Consider the following 17142-nt stretch of genomic DNA (forward strand, 5'->3'; position numbering starts at 1 on the left):
TTGTGACTATTAACAATATTAATTAAAAGAACATTTAGACAAAAGTCTAATTAGAAAGTTTAATTTTTAAGCTCTCTAATTAGACTTAATATAGTTAAACTATTTTATGGTGGAGAATAGCGGGATCGAACCGCTGACCTCCTGCGTGCAAAGCAGGCGCTCTCCCAGCTGAGCTAATTCCCCAATTAAATTCTCTGGTGGGCCTAACAAGACTTGAACTTGTGACCTCACCCTTATCAGGGGTGCACTCTAACCAGCTGAGCTATAGGCCCCTATAGGTCTATCAATCTTTCAAAACTAAACAAGGATGATTGAGAATATCTTTCTTATAGATATCTTGTGAGAGAATATCTATATGTACTCTAGAAAGGAGGTGATCCAACCGCAGGTTCTCCTACGGTTACCTTGTTACGACTTCACCCCAGTCGCTGATTCCACTGTGGACGGTAACTAATTTAGTATTCCGGCTTCGAGTGAAATCAACTCCCATGGTGTGACGGGCGGTGAGTACAAGACCCGGGAACGTATTCACCGTAGCATGGCTGATCTACGATTACTAGCGATTCCGGCTTCATGGAGTCGAGTTGCAGACTCCAATCCGAACTGGGACATATTTTATAGATTTGCTCCATCTCGCGATATTGCTTCTCATTGTATATGCCATTGTAGCACGTGTGTCGCCCCGGACATAAGGGCCATGATGACTTGACGTCGTCCACACCTTCCTCCTCCTTACGAAGGCAGTCTCATTAGAGTGCTCAGCCGAACTGTTAGCAACTAATGACGTGGGTTGCGCTCGTTGCGGGACTTAACCCAACATCTCACGACACGAGCTGACGACAGCCGTGCAGCACCTGTCTTAACATTTCTGCAAGCAGACACTCTTCTATCTCTAGATGATTTGTTAGATATCAAGTCCGGGTAAGGTTCTTCGCGTATCTTCGAATTAAACCACATGCTCCACCGCTTGTGCGGGTCCCCGTCTATTCCTTTGAGTTTTAATCTTGCGACCGTACTCCCCAGGCGGTATACTTAATCCGTTAGGTGCATTACTGCCAAGACTAGCTTAGCAACAACTAGTATACATCGTTTAGGGCGTGGACTACCAGGGTATCTAATCCTGTTTGCTCCCCACGCTTTCACGCATTAGCGTCAGTTGAGTTCCAGCAGATCGCCTTCGCAATGGGTATTCCTGGTGATCTCTACGGATTTTACCCCTACACCACCAATTCCATCTGCCTCTCCCTCACTCTAGATTACCAGTTTCCCAAGCAGTTCTATGGTTAAGCCATAGGATTTCACAAGAGACTTGATAATCCGCCTACGCGTCCTTTACGCCCAGTGATTCCGAGTAACGCTTGCACCCTCCGTATTACCGCGGCTGCTGGCACGGAGTTAGCCGGTGCTTATTCGTTAGGTACCGTCATTGTTCTTCCCTAACAAAAGGAGTTTACGCTCCGAAAAGTGTCATCCTCCACGCGGCGTTGCTGCTTCAGGGTTTCCCCCATTGAGCAATATTCCCTACTGCTGCCTCCCGTAGGAGTCTGGACCGTGTCTCAGTTCCAGTGTGACTGATCATCCTCTCAGACCAGTTATGCGTCATAGCCTTGGTGAGCCATTACCTCACCAACTAGCTGATACAATATAGCCTCATCCTACACCGAAAAACTTTCCCTATCTAACTTATGTAAGACAGGAGTATAGAGTATTAGCAGCCGTTTCCAACTGTTGTCCTCTAGTGTAGGGCAGATTAGCTATACATTACTCACCCGTGCGCCACTAACTCATAAGAGCAAGCTCTTACTTGTCCGTTCGACTTGCATGTATTAGGCACGCCGCCAGCGTTCACTCTGAGCCAGGATCAAACTCTCCATATTAATTACCTAGCAAAATTTATTTGATAGGATTTTATTATGAAGTTTTTAATCAAAAAAACTTTTAGTTTTATTTATTAGTTTGTCTAATCTATTATAATTATAAAATAATAGACTGGCTCAATCGATCACTTGTTTAGATTTCAAAGATTGACTAATAGTTTAACAATTGTAAATTAAAAGAACTTTCTGCTCTGCGTTTTGCAAAACAGAAAGTGAAGTATATAGAAGTGATGCTTAAATGCAGATAAAAATCAGGCTAATTTTTTAAAAACCCATAAAGAAATTTTGAAGTCCAACTTTTCCATTAAATATAATATCTTTTTTGCTTGGATCATATTTAAATTCGCTTATTACTTTTTTGTCCTCTTCTTTAAAATATCCAGCAGATATCAAAGTAGGCTCAACAAAAGCTACTTCTGGCACTAATGTATTAAAAAAATTCGCCAGACTTTCATCGACACTTATTTTTCCACTAAGAGATAATTTATCAAAAATTTCTGACTGATTTGTTCCCTTTTTAAAGCCATTTACTGCTGCATCTAAATTTAGCTTTAGAGCCTTATCTCCCTTTTTGAAACTTAATGTATCTATTTTTATACTTGGATTTTTTTCTAATACTTGATCTATTATTTCATCAAAATTTAATCCAGCTAAAACATTATAATTTTCTTCATTATTTAAATTATTAAGCTTGTCTAATACATTATTTAATGCAGGCACATTGATATTTGCGATTTTGCTATCAAAGACAAAATCTGTATATTTTACTTTATCAACTGCTACTATACCTATTTTTATAACATCGTCTGATCTTCCAAGATCATTTGAGATTTCAAATTTTGAGTCATACTTAAAGTCATCTATCAAAATATTACTTATATCATTAGATGCGAAAGACACCCTTTTAAATTTAACTTTTGCCAAATAAGGTACAAGCTGGCTTTCTAAAATTTTTGAAAACTTAACTGGCTCTTTATAACTTGAGTCAATATAAAACCCTTCGATATTTAGATCAACTTTATTGTATTCACTAAAATCTTTCAAAACAATCTTATCTGCTTCAACCTTTAAGCTGTTTATACTATCTTTTGAATCAAGCGTCATACCAATCTTTATATCTTTTGTATTAAATGCAGTTTTTTGCTTATCATTAAATTCAATATTGCTAAATTTAATATCCACATCTTTATTGCCAGTTAGGCTGACTTTTGTTTTAGTTGTTGCAATAACATTTGAACCCATAAATGTTGCGATAATATTTTTAATCATATCGTTTTGAATAGAAATTTTTGAGTCTATTTCAAAGCCATCTATAAAAGCAAGCACTGTATGAGAAATTTCATTTTCTACTTTAAAAACCAAATCCTCATTTACATTTTTACCAAATATATTTTCCAAAAGATCTTTTGAAACACTAAAATCAAATGATCCTTTTGAACCAAAAAAACCTTTTTTGTAATTGTTATTAGAAATTTTAAAGCCCTTAATATTGTTTAGATCATTCACTATCCTTTGATAGTTTTTCTCCACCTCATTTGAAGCAAAATAAACCGCTCCAATGGCCACCACGATAACCACGATTAAAGCAGATATCACCTTTTTCATGCTTTTCTCCTTTTTGTAATATGTTGTAAAAAAAACCAAATTCCAAGCAACAAACAAACCATAGCAAGAGGCATAATATATCCATGCTCGCCAAGATAGTCGCTTACACCTACAAAATAATCACCCGCTTTAAAGCTGGCAAATCCGATAATGACCGCCCAAAGCACTGACGAGATCAAATTTATAATGCTAAATTTATAAAATGAATATTTCGTAAGTCCAAGCGCGATAGGAACCAAAGTTTTAACTCCGTAGATAAATTTTTTGATAAATATTATCTTATCGCCGTGTTTTTTGGCCAAAATTCCTGCATAAGCGAGCTTTCTTTTATGATTTTTGATATAAGGCATAAGTGAGTTTTTATTAAATCTTGCGACATAAAAAATTAGCGTGTCACCGATTGTATTTGCCACAGCAGCGACAATTATACTAAGAGTGATATCCATCTTGCCAGCAAAACTTAAAATTCCAGCGGCGATTAATGCAACCATGCCGCCACCAAGGCTATAAAAAAACAATACAATATAGCCATATGTTGAAACTGAGTTTATAATATCTTGCATTAATCTCCTAAAAGTTTAGATGCGGAGGCTATTAGCTGTTCATAGGCATAGCCACTTTGCTTTAAAATTTCTTCTCTTGCACTGATGACTGCTCCACCAAAGCTAGCTCCCGCAAAGAAACCATCATTTGCAGCATACGCGTAGATGTCGCTTGAAAATTTAAAATCGCTTACTTTACTGTAATTGCGTCCAATGTCACCAAAAGCTACTGAAAGCTTTGTATCAAGCGTGATCTTGGCATCTTTAATATCGTGGATAATGCTATCTTTAAATATAAAAAGTACAAGTGAACTATCTTCATAACCAAGCTGTATACCGATACTGCCGCCACTTATGCTAACTGGTAAAATTTCACTTGGCGAGTTAATGTTACCAACAACCATGATGCCATCTCCGCCCATGCCACCAACTACAAAACCGACCTTTTTAACACTTGGAAAGATGATCGTTGCTTTTGACTGCTCGATTAGCTCTTTTATAGGAGCATTTCTAGCACCTCTCATAGTTGTTATAAACGAGTTTGCCGAGTCTAGCACGAGCTCCTCGCTAGCAAAGCCAAGTGAGAAAAATAATAAAATTGAAAAAAGAAATTTCATATCTTGCCGTTATTTTGCAAAATCAACAGCACGAGTCTCTCTGATGACACTTACTTTTATCTCACCAGGATACTGTACCTTGCTCTCGATCTCTTGAGCTATCTCTTTTGCTACAAGCACTGCCTCATCGTCGTTTATGAGCTTGGCATTTGCAATGACGCGAATCTCACGGCCAGCGTTGATCGCATAAGCTTGCTTGATGCCATCTTTGCTTTTTGCGATGTTTTCGATCTCTTCGACACGCTTTAAGAAGCTCTCAAGTACCTCGCGCCTTGCACCTGGACGAGCTGCACTTAGTGCGTCAGCTGCGCAAACAGCCGCACTTTCTATACTTGTTGCCTCTTCGTGACCGTGGTGAGCATAGATAGCGTTGATAACTACTGGATGCTCTTTGTAGCGCTTACAAATTTCTGCTCCAAGATCAACGTGACTGCCCTCGTACTCGTGAGTTAGTGCCTTACCGATATCGTGAAGTATGCCAGCTCTTTTTGCAAGTTTCTCATCTCCGCCACACTCAGCTGCGATGATGCCAGCAAGGTGAGCTACTTCAAGGCTGTGAGCCAAGGCATTTTGACCATAGCTTGCTCTAAATTTAAGCTTGCCTATTAGTTTTATGATCTCTGGATGAATTTTATTTAGACCAAGATCCATGACGATATTTTCGCCCTCTTCTTGTATACTTTGCTCAAATTCTTCAGTCACTTTTTTGTGAAGGTCTTCTATCCTTGCTGGCTGAATTCTTCCATCCTCCACCAAAAGCTCGATCACTCTTGTTGCGATCGCACGTCTGTAAAGATTGAAGCTGCTTAGTATAATCGCGTGAGGTGTATCATCGATGATGATATCAACGCCAAGCACCATTTCAAGGGTCTTGATGTTACGTCCTTCTTTGCCAATGATCCTACCTTTTAGCTCATCGTTTTTGATATTTACGACATTTATCAGACGCTCAGCCGCAAATTCTCCAGCAAATCTTGACGTAGCCTGCGCCAAGATGTAATTAACCCTCTTTTTAGCCTCTCTTTTTGCCTCTTCTTCGTATTTCCTAACGATATGAGCGATATCCGCACGAGACTTCTCCTCGACCTTTTTAAGCACGACCTCTTTTGCCTCTTCTTCCGTTAAGCCAGCAGCGTGCTCAAGTACCCTTATCGCCTCTTCTACTTTGTTTTGATAAGTCGCTTTTAAATTTAAGCCCTCTTCGTAAGTTATCTTTGCGTCTTGCTTATCCTTTTCAAAAAGCTCTTTACTTTCGTTTAAAAGCTCTTGCTCATTTAGCAAAATTTTCTCTTTTTTGGTTAGTTCATCAAATTTACTTGCATACTCTTTTTGAAGCTTTGTCGTCTTGTCATCGTATCTTTTTTTAGCCTCAAATTCAGCCTCTTGTACTGAAATTTTAGAATTTTTAAGCGTTAGCTCAGCTTCGTATTCTATTGCTTTTGCCTTTGCTTTTGCTTGTTCTAAGAAGATGTTGTAGTTTGCATCATTTATCTTTTTAGCGTATAGATACCCTGCTCCAACGCCAGCCACACCGGCTCCTAAGCCTATTAAAACCTCTATCATTTATTCCTCTTTTTATATAATTTTTATTTGGGGTTATATAAAAGTCTGCTACCGCGTCTTGTGCATTTGAAAGCACATTTTTGGTGTAAAAGTCTTTTATCTCAAGAAAAACTATCCGTTTTGGCTTAATAGGCAAAGAGTCAAAAAATCTATCATAAAATCCTTTTCCATGCCCTATCCTAGCCATAGCTCCATCAACCCCAATCGCTGGAACTACTGCCATATCAAGTCTAACATTATCCATTTTTTTGCCAGATGGCTGTCTGACGTTAAATTTATAAGTTATAAATGGCAGTCGCAATCTTACCATCTTTAAGCTAAGACCTACCATAAAAGGGGCAAAAATTTCACATTTATGTGATAAATTTCGCCTTATTTTAAGTACATCGACTTCGTAGTTAAGTGGCAAATAAAACAGTACTTTCTTAGAATTTGTAAAATTTATCAAATTTAAAAGAGTTTTCGTAGCTTTATAGTGCGAGCATTTGGCCTTAAATTTAGTAAGTTTCATCAAATTTGCTCTTGCATTTTTTCTAAATTCATTTTTTTCTAAATTAACGCTCATTTTATGCTCTTTCTTGTATAATCCTGAAATCTTATTCAAAAGGAAATTTATGACATTAAAACGAGCAATTATAACATCACTTTGCATTTTTGCATTTTTTGGATGCGGCGACGAGAACAAGCAAAAAAAAGAGCAAAATACAAGCGAACAAACGCAGGGCAAAATTTTAGATAAAAATGCTAGCAAAGATGAAAATTTAAGCAAAGACTCACTCACTCCAAAAATGAGTGAAAGTGCCCAAGAAAACGAGGTAAAAGAGATAAATCTAAAGCTGCTAAATGGCACAACTATGCAGATTACAAAAAGAAGTAATGGCTTTGATGTAAAAGATGGTAAAAAAGCAACTCTTTATGTATTTTTCGCCACTTGGTGTCCTCCTTGCAAGGCTGAGATCCCACACTTAAATAACCTAAGCGAGAAATTTAAAAACGAGCTAGATATCGTTGGTGTGCTACTTGAAGACAAAAGTGAAGATGAAGTAAAAGATTTTGCTCAAAAATATAAAATAAAATATGAAGTCGCAGTTGGTGAGGGAAATTTTTTATTTGAAAAAGCGATGGGCGGTATAAAAGGCTTGCCTGCGTCAGCACTTTTTAAAGCAAATGGCGACTACGTTCAGGGCTACATCGGTCTTGTACCTGAAGAGATGCTTGAAAACGACATAAATAGGGCAACAAAATAATGCTTGATTTTCTAAAAAAAGGCCTTGAGAAGACTTTTGGAGCGATAAGCTCAGCGAAGAAGTCAAAAAAGATAGACAAAGAAAGCTTAGAAGAAATTTTACTTGAGGCCGACGTAGCTTACGAGATCGTGGAAGAAATTTTATACTACTTACCGCCACAAGATGAAGTGAGCAGAACTGATCTTAGGCGCGTTATGAGTAGCTATTTTATCTACGAAAATGAGCGTGTGATCGAGCCTGATAAGCCATTTGTCGATCTCATCCTTGGCGTAAATGGCGCTGGCAAGACGACAACGATCGCAAAGCTTGCAAATTTATATAAAAATAATGGCAAAAGCGTCATTTTAGGCGCTTGTGATACATTTAGAGCTGGGGCTATCGAGCAGCTGCGCCAGTGGTCGCTTAGGCTAAATGTGCCAATAGTCGCCACACAGCAAGGGCATGATCCTTCGGCTGTTGCTTACGATACGATCAGCTCAGCCCTTGCAAAAGGTATCGACCGAGTCATCCTTGACACAGCCGGCAGACTTCAAAACCAGACAAATTTAGCAAACGAGCTAGAAAAGATCGTTCGTATTAGCAAAAAGGCTTACGAAAAGGCGCCCCACCGCAAAATTTTGATTCTTGATGGCACGCAAGGTAACGCCGGAGTTGCACAAGCAAAGGCGTTTAACGATATCGTCTCACTTGATGGTGTCATCATCACAAAGCTTGATGGCACTGCAAAGGGCGGAGCACTATTTGGCGTAGCAAGAGAGCTTGAGCTACCTATATTTTATATAGGCGTTGGCGAGAGCATGGACGATATCATCAAATTTAATCCAGACGAGTTTTTAGACGAGCTGATGGACGCCATTTTTGAGTAGAGTGAAATTTCTTAGTAAAATTTGCTTTTTTATCGCTCTTTTGGCAATCGATTTTCTTGCATTTACTCCAAAAAGTCCCACGATCATCGAAAATTCGTGGGATAAAGCAAACTATTTTTTAGCTTTTTGCGTCCTATACATCCTGCTTTATCTTGGCTATGAGTTTAAAATTTTTAAAAATTTAGCCATACTTTTAGCCTTTGGCGTGCAAATAGAGCTCGTTCAGGCATTTTTACCAAACAGGAGCTTTAGCTTGCTTGACATCGTGGCTGACATGATCGGAGCGGCTTTTGGAGTGATGATAATTGAAATTTTAAAAAGGATAATTTATGGCAAAAGCAAAGCCAGTTTTTGAGTGTCAAGCGTGTGGTAATCAACAAGCAAAGTGGCTGGGCAAATGCCCGCAATGTGGAGCCTGGGACAGCTTTGTTGAGCTTAGTCAAGCAGAGATAAAGATAAGCAAAGAGATAGCAAAAAGTAGTGGCGCACCCAGCAAAGCCATAAGTATAGACGAAGTTGAAATTCAAAATTTCACGAGATTTAGCACCAAAGATAGCGAGCTAGACCTCGTTCTTGGTGGTGGCGTTGTCGAAGGCTCACTTGTGCTTATAGGCGGCAGCCCAGGAATTGGCAAATCAACATTGCTTCTAAAAATTGGCTCAAATTTAGCAAAAGACGGCAAAAAAACGCTCTATGTAAGCGGCGAAGAGAGCCAAAGCCAGATAAAAATGAGAGCTGATAGGCTAAATGCTGTGGATAAAAATTTATACCTGCTAACTGAAATTTGCCTAGAAGATATCATGCTAGAGGTGCAAAAGAGCGACTACAAGGTGCTAGTCATTGACTCCATACAAACGCTTTATAGCCAAAATATAAGCTCCGCTCCAGGCTCGATCACGCAGGTTCGTGAGATCACATTTGAGCTGATGAGACTTGCAAAGAGCCAAAATATCTGCGTTTTTATCATAGGTCACATCACCAAAGAGGGTTCGATCGCAGGACCTAGAGTGCTTGAGCATATGGTCGATGTGGTGCTTTATTTTGAGGGCGACGCGAGCAGAGAGTTAAGAATTTTACGTGGGTTTAAAAACCGCTTTGGCTCGACGAGCGAGGTTGGCATCTTTGAGATGAGCCAGCACGGGCTCGTGAGTGCAAACGAAGTCTCCAGTAAATTTTTCACACGTGGCGGAGCGATGAGTGGCAGTGCGATCACCATCATAATGGAAGGCTCAAGGGCACTTAGCATCGAAATTCAGGCACTTGTTTGTGAAAGTGCCTATCCAAAACGAAGCTCGACTGGCTTTGAGAGAAACCGCCTAGATATGCTGCTAGCCCTACTTGAGCGAAAGCTAGAAATTCCACTTGGACACTACGACGTCTTTATAAACGTTTCAGGTGGCGTTAAGATAAGCGAAACTGCGGCAGATCTAGCCGTCATAGCAGCGATAATCAGCAGCTTCAAAAACCGCCCTATCAGCAAGGATAGTGTTTTTATCGGTGAGCTAAGTCTAAATGGTGAGATAAGAGAAATTTTTAACCTAGATCAGCGATTAAAAGAGGCAAAAACACAGAAATTTAAAAATGCTATCATCCCAAACAAACCGCTTGACACACAAGGTCTAAAGTGCTTTTACGCCAAAGATATCACGCAAGTGCTTGAATGGATGTAAATTTATCTTGCCAGCAAATTAATATCAATACTTTGCTGGCTAAGCCATGTTTTGAAATTTATCTTTTGCATAAGTCTAAGAACATCTATGCTTTTTCTTTGAAATTTAAATTATAAAAATTCCATTCTTTGCTTATAAAATACCTATGCCCTCTTATCCACTTTAAGCTTTGCCACTTTTTCTAAAATTTCAAACATGCTCTTGCCACTATCAAATTCACTCTTTATAAATTTATAGATCTCCTTAAATCTCTCATCGGCTTCAAGCTTATAGGTTTGAGACTTTTTAGTAACTTGTATAGGTGTAAATTTCTTCTCTTTTTTATCTTCTTCGTTTTGTGTTTCAAGAATCATTGATGGAATTTATAGTCTCTTTTGTTAGCTCCTCATCAAGCTCTAAACCAAAGCGCTTTTTTAGTGCAAATTTAGTCCAATTAGCTTTAAACTCATCAACGCTCATATTGCTATCAAGTAACTCGGCTGTTTTTGTTCCACCAAAGGTAAAATCAGAGAAACCATGCTTTCTGGTATATCTTTTTATAAATTCATTAACGGATAAAGTCTCTGAGTCACCAAAAGCTCTCTCAAGCCCTAAAGCACCACTATCATCTATAAAATTCTTTAGCTCATCTATCTCACCTTTTGAAAAAGTATCGTCATAGCCCATAAGCTTGCCAAGTATGCTTACTCTCGCCTCTCCTTCACCTTTTACAAAGCCAGTGAGTGAGTGTTCATATCTGTCATATTCCCTTGCTTTAGCTTTATCGTCTAGGCTCATATACTTAGGAAATGTCATGCCATGACCCATATCGTTACTAAGTATCTCATTTATATCGTTAAATTGAAAGCCCATCTCTCTTGCTATGTTTTCTCTTGAGAGATAGTTAGGGGTTGAAAGATTATTAGAAATTTGCATTTTACTATCCTTAGTCTCTTTAGCTCCATTAAATCTTAATTAAAGATATCGTCTTTTCTTTAAAAAATTTTATAAAAATACATTTTTTAAATTTATTGGAAGTAGTTAAAAGATATTAAAAAGCTTTGTAAAAATGTATAAATTTTAGACAATCATCACTGCAGCTACGGCAAATCCGCCATCGTGAGTTATGCTAAGGCTTGCTTCTTTGATATTAAAATTTGTATAAATTTTTGGGCTAAATTTTATCTTTGGTGCGTTTTTTGCGTCTTTGCTAAGCTCAATGTCCAAAAAGCCACACTCTTTGCTGATACCCACACCAAGAGCTTTGCTAGCTGCTTCTTTGGCCGCCCAAAATCCAGCCAAAGTCGCATCATTTTTTGCTAGCGCGATCTCGTCATCACTAAGAAATTTTTTTAAAAAAAGCTCGCCGTAACGAGCTTTGAGTCTAGAAATTCTATCTATCTTAACGATATCAATGCCTATCATTGCACCACAAAATCAGTAAAAAATATGTTTTTTATGTAGCCATCATTTAGCACTTCATTTAGCTTGCCTACGATCTCGTCTTTTAGCCTATCTTTGCCTTTTGCAGTGCTTACTTCTTCGTAAGTTTTTGACGAAAGTGTTCTAATGATAATGTCTCTTAAAAGTGCTTTTTTCTTATCAAGCTCAGGAGTTAGCAACTCATCGCTTTGCTCCATATCGATCTTAGTTTTAAGAAATCTTGAGCCATTTTCGCTAAGTAAATTTACAATGAACTGATCAAGCGGATATATCGGTCCCATATTTGAATAGTCGTTGCTACCATGCTTTGCCTTATTTTGAGCTGGCATGGACTGCGTTTGAGTCTGAGCTGGTGCTTGCATCATGTTTGCCTCTTTTGGCTCGTCAGAACTAAGCATCAAAAACGCGACTAGCCCTCCAATAACTAGCAGCAAAACAAATATCGCAATGATAATTATCATTAATGCACCATTGCCACCTTTTTTTGCTTTTTTCTCTTCAACTTCTTCAGCCATCTTTCCTCCTTTAAGTTTTGGCTATAATTATACAAAAAATTCGCAAAAATGAGAAAAAATGACACATAAGACAAATGCTGCTAGAGCTTTAGATAAGCTAAAAATTAATTATGAAATTTTAGAATATGAAGTTGATTTAAACGATCTTTCAGCCCTCCACGTAGCAGCTAGCACTAAGCAAAATATAAAGCAAATTTATAAGACTATCGTTTGTGAGTGTGAGCCTAAAAATTTCGTTGTTGCTTGCTTACAGGGCGATTTGGAGCTTGATCTAAAAGCACTTGCTCACGCGTGTGGCGCCAAACGCTGCGAGCTTATAAATTTAAAAGACTTAGAAAAGATCACTGGCTACATCAGGGGTGGCTGCTCACCGCTTGCGATGAAAAAGCATTTTGCAACATTTATCGATGAACGCGCAAAAGAGCAAGAATGCGTGTTAGTAAGTGCTGGAGTAAGAGGCAAACAGATAAAGATAGCTCCAAATGATCTTTTAAAGGCTTGTGAGGCAAGTTTCGCCAATATCGCTAGGCTAGCTCTTTAAAAACTCTATAAATTTAAACTTCTCGCCTAAAAACTCGGGCGAGAGTAGAAATTTCGCCTGTTTAGCTGCATTTTCATAGGCTTGCTTGCTACCCTTTTCAAGCACCAAAGATAAAATTTCATCCACACCAAGATCGCAAACTAAAGCCTCGTTTTGTTTTTTAAATTTAAGCATCTTAAAGCCAGCCTCACTAAAAGCCTCTTTTACTTGCTTAAAGCAAAGACTATATGTTAGATCCGAGCTTTTAAAATATGGCTCAAGATCTGAAATTTCAAATAAAGAAAATACTTGATGATCTTTAAAAACTCTTAGGCTAAACTCATTTTTTGGCTCAAATTCGCCGTAGTCAAAGCTTAAAAATCTCACCTTTTTTGCCACACTTGCAAGTTGGGGCGCAAATTTAGCGTAGCTAGTTGATATCTCGCCCTTTTTTATGCCAAATTTCTTTGCAAGAGCTAGCAAGTTTTGATCTGCTTTTTGCCAGTGAAATTTTAGATCATCATCCACAAAAAGTATATTTTGTCCGTCTATCACCTCGCAACCAAATGCGTCAAGTAGCTCATTTGAGATGACAAAAATTTCATCAAACGAGCACTCGCATAAATTTTCATAGTGTTTTATTTTGATGTCATCGCCAAAGCGTTTTGCAAAAGTCTCAAGCTGTCTTTTACGTAAAATTTTATGAGGTTCGATGATTATAAACTCTAATTTTGGCAAAATTTCTGGCTCAAGCGTAAAAATTCCTTGCGCAAAATCAGCTAGCATATCGCCAGAGTTTGCGCCAATCTCTACGACCTTGCAAGAGCTAGAAATTTCGCCGTTTTTAAGCAGCTTTAAAAAGTAGTTTGCAAGGCAAGCGCCAAAGAGATAGCCAACGCTTACATTTGTATAAAAATCGCCCTTTTTACCTATATCTACGCCAAATTTATAGTAGTTTTCATTGACCCAGATATTAAAAAACTCGCTAAATTTCATAGATCAGGTAGCTTCCAACCTCTGTAAAATGCAAACATCCTAACTGTAATACCAGCAGCGAGCAAGAGCATAGTAAAAAATATATTGGTTAGGCCTAGATGATATAGCACAAAGTAAGCAAGCCCCACGCCAAGGCTTATCGTGCCGTAAAGTCCGGTGCGTAAAAACCATGGAATTTCGTTTAGCAAAATATCTCTTAAGATACCGCCGCCAACGCCGTTAAAAAAGGCGATCATCATGACGCCAAAGATGTTGTAGTTGTACTCAATGGCAACCATCGCACCAACGATCGAAAAACAAATAACATCGATCGCATCGGCGAAGATAAATACAAATTTTCGCTCCAAACCTTCTCTTTTTATGTGTAAATTTGCCACTCTTGAAACAATCAACATAAAAATGACAACGCTTACCGGCATATAGTGTGTAAATGAATAAACCGCCCTACCAACAAGCATATCACGCATGATACCGCCACCAAGTGCAGTCAAAAATGCAGACAAAAAGACTCCAAGCCAGTCACACTCCTTTTTTACTGCAAATAAAAAGCCACTAAGTGCAGCTGATGCGATACCGACGTATTCGACAAAAAGTATTAAACTCATATTTTTTCCTTAAAAGGTCGCATTTTATAATGAACTCTCATAAAAAATCATTAATAATATTTTTACCATTAGTTTATTTTAGGCTATAATAACGAAAAATTTAAGGAAGGAATTTTAATGAAAAGACTATTGATCATATTTCTTGCTGGTTTATTTTTCACGCCAAACTTAAATGCTGATGTGATCCAAAATCAAAAGCTAAAAAATGCAATAAATATTTTAAATGCTTTTGGTGCAAGAAATTTAAAGCCAAACACTAAATTTGAAGGCATAAAAGCGATCGCCATAATCCCTGATGTGACAAAAGCAGGCGCTATCGTTACTGGCTCAACAGGCAAAGGCGTATTTATCGCTAAAAACGATGATGGTGAATGGTCAAGCCCATTTTTTGTAAATTACACATCTGGAAGCATAGGCTTACAGCTTGGTTACAGCTCAGCTGACATGATCATATTATTTAAAAATTCAGAAGCTTATGCAAATTTATTTAATGCAAAAGATACGATCAGTCTAAAAGCAGAAGCAACTGGTGGCGTTGGTAACGAAGTAGCGATCACAAGTGATTTGCCTGAAATTTCAGCATTTGCTGAGGAGCGTGGCAAGACAAGTGGTGCTTTTGTAGGCGTTAGTCTAGATGTGGCAAGGCTTAAAATAAATATACAAGATACAAATGATTACTATGAGCGAATGTATGATTTTGAAAATATCTACAACAATAGTCCAAAAGCTAGTAAATACACTCTAAAATTTAAAGAAATAATCTCAAAATACTTCTTATAACTCAAATTTCTTGGCTCATTAAGTGAGTCAAGAGCTCTTTTTATTTTTACTTTTTTATTAATTTTATAGAAGTTATGGCTTAGCTTTTTGCTAAACCATAAATAGTGAAACAAAGCGTTTTTTAGGGATTGGAGAAAATTGAGTCATATACTCAAACGCTTCTTCGTAATCGCCATCTGTATATTGTGCAACTTGTTCGATGAGCTCATAAAGCTCCTCGTCGTCCATAGAATCAAAACTGCCTCTATTTTCTAAAACCTCTAACAAAACGGCGTCTAATTCAAGCTCGTCGTAAGTCATTTTATTCCTTAATTTTGATTTAAAAAATGCGACACTATACCAAAACAATCTTATAAAATACTTTACTTGAAATTCGTAAGAAATTTTATGCTTTTTTTATAAGTAAAGTTGTAAAATCCTTATATTCATTATCATTTTAGTTAGGTTTTTGTGGATAATTTTGAACTATTTTATAAGCATTTTAAAGAGTTTTTGGAAGCCTTTGGGCAAAAAAGCTCAGAGTTAAAAGAACAAATTTTGCATGTACTTTTCATTAGCAACTCTCATCTAAGTGCTCAAGAAATTTCTTCAGAAATTTACAAAATTCACAAGAATGAAATTTCAATGACATCAATTTACTCGTTTTTAAATTTTCTCGAAATGCATCATCTTGCAAACTGCTTTGAAGAAAATGGAGTAAAGAAATTTGAGCTAAATTTAAAATCCTCGCACGATCATTTGATATGTGAAATTTGTGAAAAGATAGTTGATTTTGAAGATGAGATGATAGAGCAAAGGCAAGAGCAAATTTGCAAAGAAAAAAATTTTAGTGAGCAGTCGCATACGATGATACTTTATGGCATTTGCAGTGATTGCCAAGAGAAAAATGGAAATTAAATTTTATCATTTCATTTTACTTTTTGATAATGAAAAACAAAAAAATTTCAGATTTATTTAAGCTGTGAAATAGATAATATGCAATTAAAAAAAGGATGAAAATGGATATAAAAACACAAACTTTAGCACAAGTTGCAAGCTATTTTTCAATGATAGCTCACACAAACGGTAGACTAAGAGTAAGAGTTAGTCCAAAGATAAAAGAGCTAAGTAGCAGCGTAAATTTAGCTAGCCTAGATGATGTGATAGCTCAGATAAATGGTATAAAAAATGTAAAATTTAACAAGCTAATCGGCTCTGTAACGATCGAATATGATCATGAAATTTTTCCAAAAAACCTTTGGGAAGATCTTTTAAAAGGGCAAAATTTGGAAGAGATTTCAACTAGAGTAAATGAAGTTGCAAAAGAAGTGAAATATGCTTAATGAACTTTTAAATGCATCATATACCAGCGAAAAGAATGCACTTAGCTTATATGAAAATTTAGCTTCATTTGGTGATGTTTTTAACGAGATCGCAAATATCAGAAAAAATGCGATCATCTTGATAGAAAAATTTGCGAGCACACATGATTATGAGCTTGCTTGCGAAAATGAAGCTATATTTTTGCCGGCAAAAAATAAAGAAGATGCGCTGATACAAGCTTTAAACTATGAGTTAGAGCTAAATAAAATGTATGAAAAATTTTGTGAAAGCTTAGATGATGAAGAGCTAAAAGATCTATTTTTTAGACTTTGGGCTACTTCAAATAACGAATATGTCGCCTCTTTAAAACAACGCTTAAAAGAAATTTATAGTGGCTGTGAAATAAAAAATGAGCTAAATTTAAATGAAATTTCACAAAATTTTGAGCAAAATGGCATAACAAATATTTTAGAAAACTATCAAAATGACTTTAATGAGATAACTAAAAGCTTGCAAAATATCGCAAGTGGCAAGGCTGATAAAAGCGAGTTAGCAAAGATAACTAATAATCCAAATTTCTCGTTTTTTAGCGGACTTGCGCTTGGGGCATTAGGCATTTCAGTAGTTAGTAAAAATTTTAATAAGGATGAAGAAAATGAATAATTTACAAAATCAAACAAAGAAAGGATTTAAAATGGCATTACCATTTTTAGCAGGTTTAGCAGTAGGCGGTTTAGCAATAGCTGCTTGGAATAAAAGAGATAAGATCAAAGAGTACGCCCAAGATGGCTTTGATAAAGGCAAAGAGGCCGCAAAAGATCTTTACAAAAAAGGTAAAAGTGTTGCAAAAGATGCAAAAGACTTTATAGTAAAAGAAGAAAAAAAAGCAAAACGTGGTGCTAAAAAAGTAGAAAAAGAGGCTGAAAAAGTGGTAAAGAAAACAAGAAAACCACGCGCTAAAAAGCCAGCCGCTCCAAAAGCTATCACACCAAACGATATAGCTTAAGGATAGAGA

At 37.1% G+C, this 17142-nt stretch carries 22 protein-coding genes, 2 tRNA genes and 1 rRNA gene; 10 read left to right on the forward strand and 15 right to left on the reverse strand.

Going from position 1 to position 17142, the window contains the following annotated elements; all coding sequences use genetic code 11:
• Window positions 1-107: 107 nt before the first annotated feature.
• The 8 genes from CVT17_RS05455 to CVT17_RS05490 form a co-directional block, all read right to left on the reverse strand.
• A tRNA-Ala gene (locus tag CVT17_RS05455) sits at window positions 108-183 on the reverse strand.
• 12 nt (window positions 184-195) lie between these two features.
• Window positions 196-272: transfer RNA gene (locus tag CVT17_RS05460), tRNA-Ile, on the reverse strand.
• Between the two features lie 94 nt (window positions 273-366).
• Window positions 367-1877, reverse strand: a 16S ribosomal RNA gene (locus CVT17_RS05465).
• 264 nt (window positions 1878-2141) lie between these two features.
• Entirely contained in the window at window positions 2142-3482 is a 1341-nt protein-coding gene (locus tag CVT17_RS05470) for a DUF945 family protein (RefSeq protein ID WP_107770262.1), read from the reverse strand.
• Window positions 3479-4045 (reverse strand): DedA family protein, encoded by a 567-nt coding sequence (locus CVT17_RS05475; protein WP_107770261.1) that lies wholly within the window; start codon window positions 4043-4045, stop codon window positions 3479-3481. The genes CVT17_RS05470 and CVT17_RS05475 overlap by 4 nt, the downstream gene beginning before the upstream one ends.
• Window positions 4045-4641, reverse strand: coding sequence for a lipid-binding SYLF domain-containing protein (locus CVT17_RS05480; RefSeq protein WP_054196777.1), 597 nt, complete (start codon window positions 4639-4641; stop codon window positions 4045-4047). Before CVT17_RS05480 ends, CVT17_RS05475 begins: the two co-directional genes overlap by 1 nt.
• Window positions 4642-4650: 9 nt before the next feature.
• Entirely contained in the window at window positions 4651-6204 is a 1554-nt protein-coding gene (gene rny / locus CVT17_RS05485) for a ribonuclease Y (protein ID WP_107770260.1), read from the reverse strand.
• Window positions 6137-6769: a 5-formyltetrahydrofolate cyclo-ligase gene (locus tag CVT17_RS05490; protein ID WP_107770259.1), complete on the reverse strand. Its 633-nt coding sequence runs from the start codon at window positions 6767-6769 to the stop codon at window positions 6137-6139. Before CVT17_RS05490 ends, rny begins: the two co-directional genes overlap by 68 nt.
• 49 nt (window positions 6770-6818) lie before the next feature.
• Between CVT17_RS05490 and CVT17_RS05495 the strand changes: the two genes are divergently transcribed.
• From CVT17_RS05495 to radA, 4 genes are read left to right on the forward strand one after another with little or no spacing between them, the layout of a single operon-like run.
• On the forward strand, window positions 6819-7451 hold the full coding sequence (locus CVT17_RS05495) for a TlpA family protein disulfide reductase (protein WP_107770258.1): 633 nt from the start codon (window positions 6819-6821) through the stop codon (window positions 7449-7451).
• Window positions 7451-8317, forward strand: a complete 867-nt coding sequence (ftsY, locus tag CVT17_RS05500) for a signal recognition particle-docking protein FtsY (RefSeq protein ID WP_107770257.1) — start codon at window positions 7451-7453, stop codon at window positions 8315-8317. Before CVT17_RS05495 ends, ftsY begins: the two co-directional genes overlap by 1 nt.
• Window positions 8310-8672, forward strand: a complete 363-nt coding sequence (locus CVT17_RS05505) for a VanZ family protein (RefSeq protein WP_107859011.1) — start codon at window positions 8310-8312, stop codon at window positions 8670-8672. The genes ftsY and CVT17_RS05505 overlap by 8 nt, the downstream gene beginning before the upstream one ends.
• Entirely contained in the window at window positions 8647-9987 is a 1341-nt protein-coding gene (gene radA, locus CVT17_RS05510) for a DNA repair protein RadA (protein ID WP_107859010.1), read from the forward strand. The genes CVT17_RS05505 and radA overlap by 26 nt, the downstream gene beginning before the upstream one ends.
• Before the next feature lie 143 nt (window positions 9988-10130).
• On the opposite strand, the gene CVT17_RS05515 is transcribed toward radA, so the two are convergent.
• From CVT17_RS05515 to fliL, 4 genes are all read right to left on the reverse strand, one after another.
• Window positions 10131-10340 carry a hypothetical protein gene (locus tag CVT17_RS05515; protein ID WP_196373554.1) on the reverse strand — a complete coding sequence of 70 codons (210 nt, stop codon included), beginning with the start codon at window positions 10338-10340 and terminating at the stop codon, window positions 10131-10133.
• Entirely contained in the window at window positions 10330-10902 is a 573-nt protein-coding gene (locus CVT17_RS05520) for a hypothetical protein (RefSeq protein WP_196373555.1), read from the reverse strand. Before CVT17_RS05520 ends, CVT17_RS05515 begins: the two co-directional genes overlap by 11 nt.
• A 144-nt stretch (window positions 10903-11046) precedes the next feature.
• Complete coding sequence (gene acpS, locus CVT17_RS05525; RefSeq protein ID WP_107770253.1) at window positions 11047-11391, reverse strand: holo-ACP synthase; 345 nt, start codon at window positions 11389-11391, stop codon at window positions 11047-11049.
• Window positions 11388-11924: a flagellar basal body-associated protein FliL gene (gene fliL / locus CVT17_RS05530; protein ID WP_084042196.1), complete on the reverse strand. Its 537-nt coding sequence runs from the start codon at window positions 11922-11924 to the stop codon at window positions 11388-11390. Before fliL ends, acpS begins: the two co-directional genes overlap by 4 nt.
• A gap of 58 nt (window positions 11925-11982) precedes the next feature.
• On the opposite strand from fliL, the gene ybaK reads away from it, so the two are divergent.
• The gene (gene ybaK / locus CVT17_RS05535; protein ID WP_107859009.1) at window positions 11983-12465 is read left to right on the forward strand and encodes a Cys-tRNA(Pro) deacylase; all 483 of its coding nucleotides are present in this window, start codon (window positions 11983-11985) and stop codon (window positions 12463-12465) included.
• On the opposite strand, the gene CVT17_RS05540 is transcribed toward ybaK, so the two are convergent.
• On the reverse strand, window positions 12454-13440 hold the full coding sequence (locus CVT17_RS05540; RefSeq protein ID WP_107770251.1) for an SAM-dependent methyltransferase: 987 nt from the start codon (window positions 13438-13440) through the stop codon (window positions 12454-12456). The two genes, ybaK and CVT17_RS05540, sit on opposite strands and share 12 nt — an antisense overlap.
• The gene (locus CVT17_RS05545) at window positions 13437-14045 is read right to left on the reverse strand and encodes a trimeric intracellular cation channel family protein (protein ID WP_054196787.1); all 609 of its coding nucleotides are present in this window, start codon (window positions 14043-14045) and stop codon (window positions 13437-13439) included. The genes CVT17_RS05540 and CVT17_RS05545 overlap by 4 nt, the downstream gene beginning before the upstream one ends.
• Window positions 14046-14162: 117 nt before the next feature.
• Between CVT17_RS05545 and CVT17_RS05550 the strand changes: the two genes are divergently transcribed.
• Window positions 14163-14825 (forward strand): lipid-binding SYLF domain-containing protein, encoded by a 663-nt coding sequence (locus tag CVT17_RS05550; protein ID WP_107770250.1) that lies wholly within the window; start codon window positions 14163-14165, stop codon window positions 14823-14825.
• A 90-nt stretch (window positions 14826-14915) separates the two neighbouring features.
• On the opposite strand, the gene CVT17_RS05555 is transcribed toward CVT17_RS05550, so the two are convergent.
• Window positions 14916-15125, reverse strand: a complete 210-nt coding sequence (locus CVT17_RS05555; RefSeq protein ID WP_002942234.1) for a hypothetical protein — start codon at window positions 15123-15125, stop codon at window positions 14916-14918.
• A gap of 150 nt (window positions 15126-15275) precedes the next feature.
• On the opposite strand from CVT17_RS05555, the gene CVT17_RS05560 reads away from it, so the two are divergent.
• The 4 genes from CVT17_RS05560 (at window position 15276) to CVT17_RS05575 (ending at window position 17133) form a co-directional block, all read left to right on the forward strand.
• Complete coding sequence (locus tag CVT17_RS05560; protein ID WP_054196789.1) at window positions 15276-15722, forward strand: Fur family transcriptional regulator; 447 nt, start codon at window positions 15276-15278, stop codon at window positions 15720-15722.
• Between the two features lie 101 nt (window positions 15723-15823).
• Window positions 15824-16147 (forward strand): HMA2 domain-containing protein, encoded by a 324-nt coding sequence (locus tag CVT17_RS05565; RefSeq protein WP_021091233.1) that lies wholly within the window; start codon window positions 15824-15826, stop codon window positions 16145-16147.
• The gene (locus tag CVT17_RS05570) at window positions 16140-16790 is read left to right on the forward strand and encodes a ferritin-like domain-containing protein (RefSeq protein ID WP_084042189.1); all 651 of its coding nucleotides are present in this window, start codon (window positions 16140-16142) and stop codon (window positions 16788-16790) included. The genes CVT17_RS05565 and CVT17_RS05570 overlap by 8 nt, the downstream gene beginning before the upstream one ends.
• Before the next feature lie 31 nt (window positions 16791-16821).
• The gene (locus tag CVT17_RS05575; protein WP_051288446.1) at window positions 16822-17133 is read left to right on the forward strand and encodes a hypothetical protein; all 312 of its coding nucleotides are present in this window, start codon (window positions 16822-16824) and stop codon (window positions 17131-17133) included.
• The last annotated feature ends 9 nt before the right edge of the window (window positions 17134-17142 follow it).

This window comes from Campylobacter concisus, from assembly GCF_003048775.2.
GTDB lineage: Bacteria > Campylobacterota > Campylobacteria > Campylobacterales > Campylobacteraceae > Campylobacter_A > Campylobacter_A concisus_I.